General features: G+C 32.7%; 11 protein-coding genes. 2 read left to right on the top strand and 9 right to left on the bottom strand.

The window, feature by feature from the left end:
* Positions 1-481: 481 nt before the first annotated feature.
* Complete coding sequence (locus tag EAI80_RS05605; RefSeq protein ID WP_238634458.1) at positions 482-3,169, bottom strand: sigma 54-interacting transcriptional regulator; 2,688 nt, start codon at positions 3,167-3,169, stop codon at positions 482-484.
* A gap of 125 nt (positions 3,170-3,294) precedes the next feature.
* On the opposite strand from EAI80_RS05605, the gene EAI80_RS05600 reads away from it, so the two are divergent.
* Entirely contained in the window at positions 3,295-4,518 is a 1,224-nt protein-coding gene (locus EAI80_RS05600) for an RNA polymerase subunit sigma-54 (protein ID WP_129981263.1), read from the top strand.
* Positions 4,519-4,602: 84 nt separating this feature from the next.
* Here EAI80_RS05600 and nrdD read toward each other — a convergent pair whose 3' ends face one another.
* The 8 genes from nrdD to EAI80_RS05550 form a co-directional block, all read right to left on the bottom strand.
* Positions 4,603-6,771, bottom strand: a complete 2,169-nt coding sequence (gene nrdD, locus EAI80_RS05595; protein ID WP_129981262.1) for an anaerobic ribonucleoside-triphosphate reductase — start codon at positions 6,769-6,771, stop codon at positions 4,603-4,605.
* Between the two features lie 282 nt (positions 6,772-7,053).
* On the bottom strand, positions 7,054-8,490 hold the full coding sequence (locus tag EAI80_RS05590; RefSeq protein WP_129981261.1) for a 6-phospho-beta-glucosidase: 1,437 nt from the start codon (positions 8,488-8,490) through the stop codon (positions 7,054-7,056).
* Positions 8,487-9,257 (bottom strand): HD domain-containing protein, encoded by a 771-nt coding sequence (locus EAI80_RS05585; protein WP_129981260.1) that lies wholly within the window; start codon positions 9,255-9,257, stop codon positions 8,487-8,489. Before EAI80_RS05585 ends, EAI80_RS05590 begins: the two co-directional genes overlap by 4 nt.
* The gene (gene aroD / locus EAI80_RS05580; protein ID WP_129981259.1) at positions 9,250-10,011 is read right to left on the bottom strand and encodes a type I 3-dehydroquinate dehydratase; all 762 of its coding nucleotides are present in this window, start codon (positions 10,009-10,011) and stop codon (positions 9,250-9,252) included. The genes EAI80_RS05585 and aroD overlap by 8 nt, the downstream gene beginning before the upstream one ends.
* Entirely contained in the window at positions 9,989-10,675 is a 687-nt protein-coding gene (locus EAI80_RS05575) for an alpha/beta hydrolase (RefSeq protein WP_129981258.1), read from the bottom strand. Before EAI80_RS05575 ends, aroD begins: the two co-directional genes overlap by 23 nt.
* Positions 10,676-10,835: 160 nt before the next feature.
* A complete protein-coding gene (locus EAI80_RS05570; protein WP_192924009.1) occupies positions 10,836-10,991 on the bottom strand; it encodes a hypothetical protein in 156 nt (51 codons plus the stop codon).
* Between the two features lie 237 nt (positions 10,992-11,228).
* Complete coding sequence (locus EAI80_RS05565) at positions 11,229-12,392, bottom strand: RNA-guided endonuclease TnpB family protein (RefSeq protein WP_129981257.1); 1,164 nt, start codon at positions 12,390-12,392, stop codon at positions 11,229-11,231.
* 663 nt (positions 12,393-13,055) lie between these two features.
* A complete protein-coding gene (locus EAI80_RS05550; RefSeq protein ID WP_202976607.1) occupies positions 13,056-13,442 on the bottom strand; it encodes an ATP-binding protein in 387 nt (128 codons plus the stop codon).
* A 300-nt stretch (positions 13,443-13,742) separates the two neighbouring features.
* Here EAI80_RS05550 and EAI80_RS05545 point away from each other — a divergent pair, with 300 nt between their 5' ends.
* A complete protein-coding gene (locus EAI80_RS05545) occupies positions 13,743-15,206 on the top strand; it encodes a L,D-transpeptidase family protein (protein WP_129981256.1) in 1,464 nt (487 codons plus the stop codon).
* The last annotated feature ends 235 nt before the right edge of the window (positions 15,207-15,441 follow it).

Raw genomic sequence — 15,441 nt, 5'->3', positions numbered from 1 at the left:
TTTGTAGATCAATTACGTTCAGTCTGTAGAACTAGCTTCCACTTATGCTTAAGCAAGCTTCGTGCCAGTTTACAGATCTTTACGCTTGATCTGCATAACCAGCTTCCACTTATACTCAAGCAAGCTTCGTGCCAGTTTATAGATTCTTACGCTCAATCTGTACAACTAACTTCCACTTATACTCAAGCAAGCTTCGTGCCAGTTTACAGATCTTTACGCTTGATCTGCATAACCAGCTTCCACTTATACTCAAGCAAGCTTCATGCCAGTTTATAGATTCTTACGCTCAATCTGTACAACTAACTTCCACTTATACTCAAGCAAGCTTCGTGCCAGTTTACAGATCTTTACGCTTGATCTGCATAACCAGCTTCCACTTATACTCAAGCAAGCTTCATGCCAGTTTATAGATTCTTACGCTCAATCTGTACAACTAACTTCCACTTTTAAACAAGCAAAAAGTGTGCCAATTAATAGCACACTAATCATTAATAATATAGTTGTATATATATTCTATTTCTTCATCTGGAATCTCAACATTGTAGTATGTTTTAACTTCTTTCATTGAGATATTTACTTGATCTATAAACTCTTGATGCTTTTCTTTAAAGTCTTGATCAGTAAAGTTTGAAATAGCTTGTCTTGTAACTAATCTTTCTACAAGACAACAGATATGAACATATAATCCAAAGCATGTTCTATTCTTAAATCTCTTATGTAAGATATTCTGTAGATGATCAATTGCTTTCGCTACATGTTCTAGTAGTTTATCTGGATTTAATATAGTTAAGTTATTCATAACATTGGATAATGTGAAATTACGTAAGATATTCTTTTCGAATACCTCCATCTGAGCTTGAGTCATATACTTTCCAAAATATACTTCTATCGCATTCTGACCCTCATTAATAATCAATTCCTGTATACCTATATATTTCATAGATTCAATATTTGGATCAAGTGTTCCAATGACACATACAACCTCATAATCATTCATTAACTGATCACAGACCTGTTTACGTATTAAAGCAGGATAATCATAAGTAATAATCTTTAAATTAGAATCTTCAGGTAAAGAATTGAATAAGATTTCTTTGATCTTATTCGCTGTACCAACTCCTGATGCACAAGAACAGATTACAATAGGGTCTTTCTTTTTCTTAAGTTCTATATGCGTTTTATAGATGTTTTCCTTAAGAATAGAATCAATTACTTCAGTCACTGTTTTATTGAGTTTAATTCCCTGTCCTATTTCTAACGCACATTTAGTATTAATATTGTTTACTAAGGCAATATCTGCATTACTTGTATCTAATCCCTGATATATTTCTTCAAGAGAACCCATATCAACTAATAAATAAAGTTTTGAGATATTTCCAACATGTGCAATGTAATCATTGATCTTTCTTGTAATAATTTGTACATCCACATCTAACGGCATATCAATCGCATCAAATATATAACTATTCAACATTCTATTGGCTGCTTCTGCAATAGAACTTGCAGTTGAATAACCATGCGCAATAATAACCGCAATTGTGAGATCTTCACCAGAATGTGCAAAATACTTAATCATACAAATACAGATAATACATTCTACAAACTCATCAATATCCTGATTCATATTATTCTTTAAGTAATGAGAAACTTCCTGTCCTATTTCATATTCACGATGAAATTCTAGTTTTAGATATTTCTTTAAGTTTTTTACTTCATCATAATTCTCATTGATCCAGTTATTTGTGAGATATGTATTCTTAGAGAATTCTGAGACATATGTCGCAAGTGCAATCAACTCATTATGTGAAGTCCTAAAGCCATAATGTTCAGTGATATTATTAAATATCTTTTCTAGATAGTTTGTAAGATAATCAATTGAATCTGCACGATTATCATTAAATATAAGCTTCTCAAAATATCTATCTACAGTATTCTGTGCATTTACTGCAAATGACTGATCTCTTTTAAGATTAATTAATGATTGATAAAAATCTTTAATGATCCCCTGATCTGATACAGGAAGAAGTGTGTTAAGAGACACAAGTTTATGCTTCTTCATAATCATAGAGGAAACATCTATACTATTTCTAATACTGTCAGGTAAATCATAAGCATGTATTTCTAACGTATCTGAATTACTTTTATATAATGCACTCACACAGCTTGCCTGAATAGTATTAGTCAGTTCACCAATATTACCTACAAATGTGTGATTCAGTAACAACTCATAAACGTTAGATGAAATAAGAATTGTTTTACCAACACGCTTCTCTTCGTTCTTCAAAAAGCTATACATGAGTTCTAGCTTTTCATTTTCTCCTCTTTGTGCAAGAGATGGAATTGTAAGAATAACTGGAATACGTCTGAGGAATGTTTTTAATAATGCTTTTTGTGGAACTTCTGTTGTCGCAAATATAATTCTACATTTAGATTTATACCACTTATTATTATCACCTACTAAGTGATAGATTCCCTGGTCCATATAAAGGAATAATTTTTCCTGACATTCAGCATTTAAACAATGCACTTCGTCTAAGAATAATACTCCACCATCCGCAAAATGTAATAAACCTAAGTTATCACTTTCTGCACCTGTAAAAGCACCTTTTTTATAGCCAAACAGATTCGCTGTGAGTAGTTCTGGGTTATTAGCATACTCTGAACAGTTCACCTGTACAAAATTCTTAGATGCATCAATTAAGCCTGTGTCTACACAATATTCATACGTAAGTTTAGCCATAAATGATTTACCTGTACCAGTTGGTCCATAAAACAACATAGGTAATCCTACTGGAGGGTAAGATACTGTTGCCTTAATCTTCTCTACAATCTGATACATGCTTTCATTAGACCCAATAAGCTTTTCGAAGTTCTTTAATTCTGTCTGATTGTTTAATTCAGCTTCCAATTCATCTAATGATTTGTATTCATCTGATGAGAGCTTCTTCTTATACTTACTTTCAAGAGAACCTCTTGAAAGATATAAAACAGGGCTTGTCTTGATTTTAATAAGCTTCTTGTCATTAAATAGTTCATTTAATAATCTAGTCACTTGATTTCTACTTAGTTTTAATTCTTTTGATAATTGGATGGATTGACATTCTTCATATGAATTTTGATCCATTCTTCCATTAATCAACAACATTATTTTTTCTTTCAATGAAATCACCTCATCGTTCATGATAAAACAAATAAAACTTGTGTGCAACAATCGTTATTCGTTATACTTTTCTATTAAATATCCATACATTAATTGGCACGGATTTTGCTATATAATAGTGAGGGGTGATGAATATGAAACAAAAAATGCAATATATTCAAACATTAAAACAAACATTAAAATTAAATCAAAAACTTTTAAAATCGTTAGATTTCCTTACTGACAACATTGATGATATCAATAAAGTTGTTCAACAAGTATTAGAAACAAATCCTTTTTTAGAACTAAAATCACCTAAAAACTATGATACTCAGCAATTTATTGAAAGTATTTCTAATAAACGTTCTTTAAAAGATGATCTCTATTTACAGTTAAGTGCATGTACTCGTCCATATAATGAAGATTTGATGGATTATTTGATTGAATCATTAGATGATAGTGGGTTCTTATCCTACCCTATTAATCAATATCTCACTGATTTAGATATAGACAGAGAAATGCTTGATGCTCATTTAGATATATTACGTTCTTTTGAACCAAATGGTGTTGGAGCTACTGATGCTATTGATTCAATTATCATTCAATTAAAAAATAATAATAAAACAAAAAGCTATACACTATTTAGAGATTATCAGGATGTTATCTTAACTCAGAACTATTCACTTATTAAACAGAAAACAGGATTAAAAAAAGAAGAGATAGACCATTTATTTTATGAAATACGTTCTTGTAATCCATTCCCATGTAATATGTATAGTTCATCCCAGGATGATTATATCTCCCCAGATATTTTAATAGAGGTAGAAGATTCTAATATTATGATTACTCCTATCAATCAACCTGAACTCATCGTAAATGATCTTCTTTATGAGAAGGTAAAGAATGATGAAAATATGAAATCTTATTTTAATGATGCACATTTCTTAATTGAAAATCTCACAAAGAGAAATCAAACAGTATTATTTGTCGCAAATGCTTTAGTTGATATCCAGAGTGGTTATTTCTTATACGATGATGAATTATATCCATGTACTTTATCACAACTTGCAAGTGAAACAGGATTCCATGAATCTACTATTTCACGTACATTAAATAATAAGTACTACAGCTTTAATGGTGAGGTTTATCCTCTTAAACAACTTCTTGTTTCTCAAACTGCTTCAGGAGATAGTAGCGATTCTATTAAAAAGGCTATTGTTGAATTAGTTGATAGTGAAGATAAAGAACATCCACTTTCGGATAACCAAATTCTAAAGAAACTAGAAGAGCTAGAACTACATTGTTCACGTCGAGTCATTGTCAAATATAGACAACAATTAAATATTCCTTCGTCTACAAAACGTAAGGTTCTTAAATAAGGCTGTGGTTTTCACAGTCTTTTAAATTAAAAAGAGATAACCAATCACGGTTATCTCTTAAACCCTTAATGACACAAGGCTTTCCTAGTTATTTTCCTGATATACTCTATTATCTAAATGTACAAAACGTTCTTTGATTTCCTGTGTACGTCCCTTATTCCAGAAGTTATCACCAAGATAACCACATGTTCTACGACATACATTTAATGTCTTATGGTTTCTATTACCACAGTTAGGACAATACCATTCATTGTTTTCATCTAATAAGATTTCTCCAGAGAAACCACATTCCTGACAATAGTCAGACTTAGTATTGATTTCAGCGTATTGAATTGTTTCATACATATAGTTAATTAATTCTTTCATGGCATCAAAGTTATTTGTCATATTAGTCACTTCTACATAACTAATAGCTCCTCCAGAAGAAATCTTCTGGAACTTTGCTTCAAAGCCTAATTTAGAGAATGCATCAATATGTTCTCTTACATTGACATGATAAGAGTTAGTAATATAGTCTTTATCTGTTACACCAGGCACGACTCCAAATCTCTTCTTTAATGCACGTGCTAATGTATAAGTAGTTGATTCTGCAGGAGTACCATATAAGGCAAATCCTAAACCTGTATCCTTCTTCCATTTATCACATGCATTTCTTAATTTCTGCATAATTTCAAGAGCTAATGCATCGCCTTCTTCAGTAGTATGAGACTGACCAATTAATGCCACTACACATTCATATAAACCAATATAACCTAATGATAATGTAGAATAACAAGTATCTAATAATGAATCAATCTTTTCTCCTGGTTTTAATCTTGCGATGGCACCATACTGCCAATGAATTGGAGAAATATCTGAAGGAGTACCCTTTAAGCTTTCATGTCTTAACATTAATGCTTCATAACATAAATCTAAACGTTCATCTAGAATCTTCCAGAATGAATCCATATTCTTGTTAGCTGATAAACCAACATCAGTTAAGTTAAGTGTAACTACACCCTGGTTAAAACGACCATACCACTGATATTCACCTTTTTCATTCTTCCATGGAGATAAGAATGAACGACATCCCATACAAGGGAATACTTGTCCTTCATAGTTTTCTCTCATGATCTTTGCGCTGATGAAATCAGGCATCATACGCTTAGATACACATTTAACCGCTAAATCTGTTAAATAACGATACTGTGAATCATCAGGCACATTATTATCATCCAATACATAAAGTAATTTAGGGAATGCTGGAGTGACATAAGCACCCACAGGATTCTTCATACCGATATATCTCTGTTTTAAGATTTCTTCAATTAATAAAGCTGTTTCTTCAATATAGTCTGGTTCTTCTCTTAAATACATGAAAATAGATAAGAATGGAGCCTGACCATTAGTTGTAGAGAATGTATTGATCTGATACTGGATAGTCTGTACACCTGCTTTGATTTCTTCATGAAGACGAGACTTTGCAATCTTTTCAATCTGTTCTTCTGTATAATCAATACCTACTTCTTTGCCTTCTTTTCTTACAGCCTTTAAATGTTTCTTATATGATACACGTACATAAGGTGCTAAATGAGAGATAGAGATTGTCTGTCCTCCATACTGACCATTAGCAACCTGCTGAACAATCTGAGTTGCAACAGTACATGCTGTCTGTAAAGACTTAGGTGTTTCAATCAATTTATCATTAATAACTGTGCCATTCGCAAACATATCCTTTAAGTTTACTAGATCGCAGTTATGCATCTTCTGGATATAGTAATCCATATCATGGAAATGAATAATACCATCATCATGTGCCTGTACAATCTTTGGTGGTAATAATAAACGGCGACAATAGTCTCTAGAGAATTCACCAGCAATTAAGTCTCTCTGAGTAGCTAATACAGTCGCATCTTTATTAGAGTTTTCATCCATTGCTTCTTTATTAGTCTGATTGACAATACCATAAATCGCATTATCAATTGTATTAGTTTCTCTCTGGAATTCTCTTACCCTACGATAGCCTTCATAAGCCTTGGCAGTAAGTACTTCTCCTTTTTCAATTAACTTTTCAAAAACCTGTCCTTCAATACGATAAATGCTGATAGATGCTGCTCCACTTGATTTATGCCAGTCTTCAATTTCATGTGAGATTTTAGATGCAATTTCAGGTTTCACAATACCGCTGCCATAGCGCATAGCCTTTAAAATCGCATTTTCAATCTTACTTCCATCAAAAGCTACCTTTGAGCCATCTCTCTTGATTACCTCCATGTTATTTACCCTCCTCATAAGAAAATCTATTAGGATGAAATACCTAATAGATTTTTTCTAATTCTATATTAGTCTAAATTAGTTGCACATGCAACTAATATGCTTGAGATAAAAAAATATCTCACAAATAATTTATTAACACGAAAAAATGTTGAATATATCAACGTTTTTTTAATTATTGATAAACATAAAGAATGTTTACCCTTAAACAGTATAAAAACCCATGAGCCTAATGTCAAGCATTTCTCATGGGTTTCTTTTTTTCGCAATGTTGAAAGCGAATTAACCTAAATCTTCACCATTGCTTGCAACAACTTTCTTATACCAGTTAAATGAATCTTTCTTACTTCTTTCTAGTGTACCGCTTCCATCGTTGTTACGATCTACATAGATAAAGCCATAACGTTTCTTCATTTCACCTGTAGTAAAAGAGACACAGTCAATGCAGCCCCATGGTGTATAACCCATTAAGTCTACACCATCAATTTCTACAGCTTTCTTCATCTGTTCAATATGTGCTCTTAAGTAATCTACACGATATGGGTCATGACAGCTGCCATCTTCTTCCTTCTTATCAATCGCACCAAAACCATTTTCTACAATAAATAATGGTTTTTCATATCTTTCATACATCTGATTCAAAGCATAACGCAAACCTTCTGGATCAATAGCCCATCCCCAGTCAGATACTTTAATAAATGGGTTAGCCACAGAATGTTCACTAGAACCATCTAAAGATTTAGAAACATCTTTATGTGCTGTAGAGTCTACAGTATTAGTCATGTAATAAGAGAATCCGATATAATCTACTGTACCTGCAGCTAAAGCTTCTTTATCTTCTTCAGTGATATCTAAGTTAAAGCCTTTGTTTTCAAACATCTTTAAGGCATAACGTGGATAATGACCACGGCACTGTACATCACAGAAGAACCATCTCTGATGCATCATTTCAGTAGATAATACCATATCTGCTGGACGGCAAGAGAATGGATAAATAGGAACCATTGCAATCATATTACCGATTAAGAAGTTAGGATTGATTTCATGACCAATCTTCACAGCCTTTGCACTGGCTACCAATTCATAATGACCACACTGATACATCGCTTCTTCTGGATTATCATAGTTTCCAAAATGAGCACCACTGTTAGTCCATCCAAAAATATCATTCTTATAGTTCATCTGGTTGTTGATTTCATTGAAAGTCATCCAGTATTTAACTTTATCTTTATATCTCTTGAAACATACTTCTGCGAACTTTACAAAGAAATCAATAGTCTTTCTGTTCATGAATCCGCCATATTCCTTGGCAAGATGATAAGGCATTTCAAAGTGAGATAATGTAATGACTGGTTCAATACCATATTTTAATAATTCATCAAATACATCATCATAGAACTGTAAACCTTCTTCATCAGGCTCTTCTTCATCACCTAATGGGAAGATTCTTGTCCAGGCAATAGATGTTCTAAAGCATTTAAAGCCCATTTCTGCGAATAGCTTGATATCTTCCTTGTAATGATGATAGAAATCAATGCCGATGTGGTTTGGATAATATAATCCTTCCTTTACTCCATCAGTAATCACACGTGGTGTTGATACGTTACCACCTGTCATTACATCAGCAACACTTAAACCTTTAGTAGTGTCTAATACACCACCTTCAAACTGGTGAGCTGCTAAAGCACCACCCCATAGGAAATCCTTTGGTAAACTCATACGCATCCTCCTTTAATATACTCTAGTGCGCATTTTTCTAACGCTCGATATTTCTTTAATATCTCTAGATCTTCTATTTTTATTTTATCAAAGCTTCTTTCAATATAGTGATTTTTTTCAATATATGATTTACTTTCATCAAAATAAAGATCAAATATAAAAGCAATATAAGAAATCCACATGTCTAAATGTGTTTTTCTTGTAGGAGCATAAATAAGTTGATGTTTACAGAACTGTTGATAGACTTCATCAGTTATAGATTCTTTTCCTGCTTCCTCATAAGTCACACCTAGTAAGACTGTATCCTTTTCTACATCTTTAACACGAAAATGATCTAATTTATCTGCATCTCTAATCATATGTATGTAAAAGAGTTCTTCGTCACTAAAGCCTTCTTCTACTTTGTATTTATTATGCTGTTCTATAGCATTTTTAATAATAGTGTCATATGTATCTTCTTCTATGAACTCTCTAATAAGTCCCTCCTCAAATAATACATGAGAAGAATACATTGCATGATCCACTGTTTCTCTATCTAGGAAAGAATGATATAAGCGAAACTGTTCAAAACGACCTATATCATGTAATAGGCCGATTAGCAGACATAACTCTTTTTCTTCAGTTTTTTCTTTCATATCACATAGTTCACCCATAACATCCATTACTTTATAAGAATGCACATATTTAAGATGTATATGTGGGATAGAGAAATCATAACGATTGACATAATTATCAAATGCCTTTTTCGCATGATCTAAATTAATCATGTAGAACCTCTAATACTTTCTTTAAATCATCAAGAGGAACCTGTCCTGGTGCACTCTCATCCTTGGCTGTCGCAAAGGTCATACATGAACCAAAGTATTCCCCCATCATACGTGACAACCGTCCTAGTTTACCCATAGACATAGTAATAATAGGTTTTCCTAAACGCTGACTTGAATAAAGAGTGGCTTCTAGAAGTGTTAATAGGTCTTCTTTACTTTCAGGCATAACAGCAAGTTTAGGTAAATCAGCCCCTAATATTTCCATCTTTTCTAGTGTTTCCTGCATATCTTCTCTTGATGGTGTTTCCTCAAAATGATGTTCACTCATAATAACATGAACACCTTTCTTATGAGCATACTGAACAAGTTCCATCACAGATTCATATCCCTGTGATAACTCAATATCTACTAGATCTACATGTGCATCACAGATTTCTTTAATACAATGTATATACTCTAGAGAAGTAAGTTCTCCTTCTCCTCCTTCACTCACAGTACGGATTGTACCTAATACAAGTTTATCTGTATGTTTCTTAATTTCTTCTAATGCATCTGTCAAATGTCCTTCTTTTAATCCTTCATAGAAATCAAGTCTAATTTCTACTACATCATAATCTAAATCCTTATAAGAATCTAAAGTATCAATAATATCTTCTTTAGTTGTATCTACAATAGGAAGACAAATCTTAGGTGTTCCATCTCCAAATACAACATTATTTATATCTAATACATTATGCTTCGTGATGACAGGCATATAAAAACCCCCTTATTTCTCTTAATGTTTTATCATATTGATCACCTAATAAGAAATGTGGTGAACCTTTAATCACCTTATGTACACAATAAGGCAATGATGACTGAATAAATGTGAAATCAGAATCCTTGATTACATCATGTTCACCAGATAGTAATAAAGCTGGAATCTTAAGTTCTGATAAGTAATCTGCAGTAAAATGTGGCTCTTTTGTCATAAACGAAATGAGCTTAAAACGTATTCTTGATCTCTTATCATATATACAGAATATTGGCAATAAGAGTAATGTCATATACATATGGAGACGATAATACCATTTAATGCCTTGAGGAGTGGCATTAGGTGAAAGAAGTGCCATATGTTTTAAACGGTCATCTTTACCTGCAAGTGTAAGTGCGATATTCGCACCATCACTAAAGCCAATGACATCATATTCTTCTAAATCTAGTTCATTTGCGACATCCATTACATCCTGAGCCATACGGTCTAGTGTTAAAGGCCCACTCTTAATAGATTTACCATGATAACGTGAATCCATTGCGATTAATTGATAATCGTTTTCTAAATCTTTGATTAATTGATCATATATTTTTCTATTTTCCTGATTACCATGTAATAAGATAATTGGGTAACCATTTCCATGTACTTCATAATATATTTTCATAGCATTACCTCGCTTTGACCACATTATAACACATATTGAATAACTATGAAAAAAGTGACTTGTTAATGTGTTTAACAGTTACTCTCATCAGCAATCAAAATAACATTGATATATACAATGTTTTTCTAATATCATACAGTGCAGGAAATGTGGTAATATATTATTTCTTCACTATCCATTTACCACTTCTATTAGAGCCTTCTCTTTCTACTAACCCATTTAAACGCAAGTATTGAATGATGTTTTGAATCTGTTTTCTGGTTAGATTGAATTCTTCCATTAGCTTAACCTGTGTTACAAAAGGATTTTCTCTCATTTTATCAAGTATCTCTAAACTTCTTTCAGTTCCTTTTTTTGCTCAACTTCGGCTGCCACTCGAAATGTGATTAAATATACTCACATCGAGATAATGTAAGTTCTCACGAACATTACTTACTATATCATCGTGTATGCTTTGGATTGACCGAAATCATATCTACTCACAGGTCCTAGTACACTCCATAGTCGTAAATTCCCGAAATAGCCTTCGGTACATACCTACGTTTGCGTTCATTTATGCAACTTCGTAGGTTGTAGCATCTCTCAGATTAAGTGCAGCATTGAAATCTCTGTCTTCGATATAGCCACAATCACATTTGAAAAGTCTATCTGAAAGCTTTAAATCTTTCTTGATATGTTTGCAGCAGTGACAAGTCTTAGATGATGGGAACCATCTATCTACAACTCGAAGTTCAATTCCGTTCTCCCTGCATTTAGCTTGAAGTTTTGTTCTAAATTCATAAAACTTCTGCGAAGCAACTGCCTTTGAAAGATGCTTGTTCTTCATCATTCCTGATACGTTTAGATCTTCAATCGTTATATAAGATGGCTTGGTTTTCACTATCTCTGCGATTATCTTATTGATGTAGTCAGTACGAATATTGTCAATTCTATGATGAAGTTTCTGTATCTTAAGCCTTTGTTTTTGTATATTTCTTTTTTGAGTGAACCCTCCTTTCTTCAGATTTTCATACTTTCGAGAAAGACTTCTCTGTTCTCGAATAAGCTTCTTTCCAAGCTTCCTTAATTTTTCAGATTTATTGATATTCTTATAAGTCTTTCTATTAGAAACAATCGCAAAGTCCTTTAATCCAAGGTCAATGCCAATTCCTTTACTGGAATGACTGGCTATCCTTTTATTCTTGATTTCTATAAGAACTGAAACATAGTATCTGTCAGCTTTTATTGAGACATGACCGCTTTTAATTACGTATCCATCCTTTGTAGTGGGAATATATCCTTTCTCTTTGATGCGGACCCAGCCAAGTGACGGAATCTTGAGTCTGTGTCTTTCGCAAAGGCAATCTTTTGGATTATTCCTTACAAAATACATTTTCACATCAGATTTGCCTTTCTTCTTAAATTTTGGAAAGGCGCTCTTGTGATCAAAGAATCTTTTAAATGCATTCTGTCCGTCATTTACTGCCTGTGTTACCAATTTTGAATAAGCCTCCTTGATCCATGAATATTCTGGATGGCTCGGAAGAAACTCATTGTTGAGCCATACCCTGAATTGGCTGCTGCTCATAAACTTTTCCCCATTTTCATGAAGCTCCTTATTATGAGCAAGATAGAAATTATAGATAAATCTGCAAGTACCTATTGTTTTACGAATCTTGACTTTCTGCTCATCTGTCGGATTTATTTCCGTCTTGAAGCTCTTCAGCAATTTCCTCATCCCTTTCTACAGTTTTTTATACTTACGATACCCATTGCAGCCTGCAGGAGAACACATGAGGTATTGAAACAATATCCTGCATGAGTTCTTCATCTGATTTCTAATCTAATTATAGAACAAATGGAAAATCTATGCATTAAGTTCATCTTCATGAACGCCGTTTATTAGGCGTTAATAAAATTTAATTTTCACTAACCTATGGTTTGTGGGTATTCAAATTATGCTTTTGATTTTAGTTTCATTACTTCATCTAATAAATCGTTACACAGTTTCCATATTCTTCAATACACTGCTCTACAAGAATTCCTCTTTTGTACATTACAAAACCGTCTTAAAAATGCAACTTGATTTATTAAATCATCTTTTTGATTCTTCGTAGACACTCTGACATAAATAACCACCTAATGTTTATCATTTTCAATATTTGTACATTTGAATTGAAGATACTGATCATATGTGTAATAACGCCTATTAGTTGGAGTTCAGTTCGCTTTTAAAGTTCCTTCTCTGCCCCAACGTTATAATGTCTTAACAGATACACCAAGAAGTTCAGCAAAATCTTTTGATTTATAATTTGTGATATTGATGTGTTCATTTTAACACTTCTTCCATGAGTATATTTAAACATAACAGTCAATATATTCAGTTACTTATAGTTTTCTCCTAATCATTTCTCTCCATCGTTTTCGGTGATGAATATGGTCTATTATCTCCACCTGGACACCATATAACGATAAAATACTTATCTTGATATTTTTCTACGCTGATTATAGGTGTATACGATGGTCTAAGAAGCTTACATTTCGCAAAAATACTTTTTTGAAAAGAATCCAGCTTTTCTGGTTGCACACCCTTTAAAGGATAAATGGGTCTTCCATTAACCTCTTGCACTCCAATAATATATCCACCGCCCCAATTATCAAGATCATTCGCAAATGCACATATAGTTTTCAAAGATGCTGCTGGATCCCAAGTTTGTTTTAATTCAATTCTTGCCCATTCAACAACATCGCCAGATAATAATGTTTTAATACTTGTTGGTATTGCCATATAGTCACATCCTCCATACTATTTAATACTCCAATATTTGAAGAATTGCTTATTTAAGAGAGACTATTTTCGAATCACCTACACACATTTCTGTACATTCTTTGTCACTACACACAACGTACTAACAATCACACCTCACTATTTATGCAATATTTATTCACAAATAAATAAGTTAAAACTAATTTCTTTTGTACAAGTGGTGTATTTTTAAGTCATTTCACAAATCTTGATTTACCTTTTTACAAATGTTTGCTATAATCAATGCATTAGAAGGAGTAGTGTAAGGGAGAGAAAGATAACATGACAAATATGCAGAAAAGAAATAAGATTATTGTAATTATTGTATCTGTACTCGTGATTCTTGGATTATCAGTATTCCTCTATATTCATCATATGAGTACAGCTTATAGTGATCGCTTCTTACCTTCTACTTATATTAATAATGTAAATGTAGGTAAGTTAAGTGTTGCAGATGCAGAAAAGAAGATTGCTGAAAATCAGTTAAACTACACTTTAGAAATGAAGTTTAGAAATAAGACTACCGAAACTATTTCAGCAAAAGAAATCAATATGAGTTATGTTCCTGATGGACAGGTTGAAGCGTTGTTGAAGAAACAGGATTCATTCACATGGTTCAAGAACTACTTATTTAATCATAAGGGAAATAAGAAAACTATTCAGACTAAAACTTCTTATGATGAAAATAAGTTAAAGACTGTTCTTTATGGAAAGAATCAGTTAAAGGATGAAAACCAGATAGCTCCTACAGATGCACGTATGAAGTATGAAAATGGTACTTTTACTGTAGAAAAGGAAAAAGCTGGAAATAGCTTAAATAAGGAAACTGTTTATGAAGCAGTGAATAAAGCTGTTGGTCTTCAGAAAACTAGTTTAAATGTTGCTAAAGTAAAGGATGCATATAAGGTTCCTGGAAAAACAACTGAAACTGTTAAAGCTGAAGCTGAAACATTAAAGAAATATTTAAAGACTTCTATTACTTATGAACTACCTAACAATCTGAGTGAAGTCTTAAATAGTGAAAAGATGTTAACATGGCTTGTTAAGAATGAAGATGGTACTTATAGCTATAACGAAGAAATCTGGAATAAACGTATGAAGAGCTTTGTTTATACACTTGCAGCTAAAGCCAATACTGTTGGTAAGACACATACATTTAATGCAACAGGTTTAGGTGTAAGAACTGTAGATGGTGGTACTTATGGTTATAAGATGAATCAGACAGAAGAAATCACAAAGATTAAAGAAGATTTAAATGCTGGTAAGGCTGTTAAGAGAGCTCCTGCTTATAGTGCTAAAGAACAGTCTACTGAGAATTATGGTCTTGGTGGTAACTATGTTGAAATTGACTTATCTCGTCAGCATCTATGGATTTATAAGAATGGTCAGTGTGTTCTTCAGTCAGATTGTGTATCAGGTAAGATGACAAAAGATCGTTATACTCCAGCTGGTACATATTATATTTATTCTAAAGAACGTAATAGAGTATTAAGAGGTACTAAGGATCCTGCTACAGGTAAGTATCCTTATGAATCTCCTGTAAGTTATTGGATGCCATTTAACAGAGGTATTGGTTTCCATGATGCAAACTGGAGATCTAGTTTTGGTGGCAATCTTTATGTGTCTAGTGGTTCTCATGGATGTGTTAACCTTCCAGTAAGTTTTGCAGGTACTATGTACAATACTATTACAACTGGTATGCCAGTAGTCGTTTACTACTCACAGGGCTATACATTAAATGGATAAAAACATGAGTCATACACAAATGTGTATGACTTTTTTTCTGCGCTTTTATTACCATATTTTAGACTGTTTTCAATTCATGTCTTTTTATATTAAGAATAGCAAGAGTAAATGGTGCATTAAATATCATGTATAAAAGTAGCGTTGTAGATGTACAATATTGCAAAAGTCAATATAAAAATGTAGGTTTAGGACAATATAAGAATGTAGGTTTTCCTACATTCTTATATTGTCTTTT

Source organism: Catenibacterium sp. co_0103 (assembly GCF_004168205.1).
In the GTDB taxonomy this organism is placed as follows: domain Bacteria; phylum Bacillota_I; class Bacilli_A; order Erysipelotrichales; family Coprobacillaceae; genus Catenibacterium; species Catenibacterium mitsuoka_A.
The sequence above is the reverse complement of the archived record's forward strand: the minus strand, read 5'-3'. Positions and strand labels throughout refer to the sequence as shown.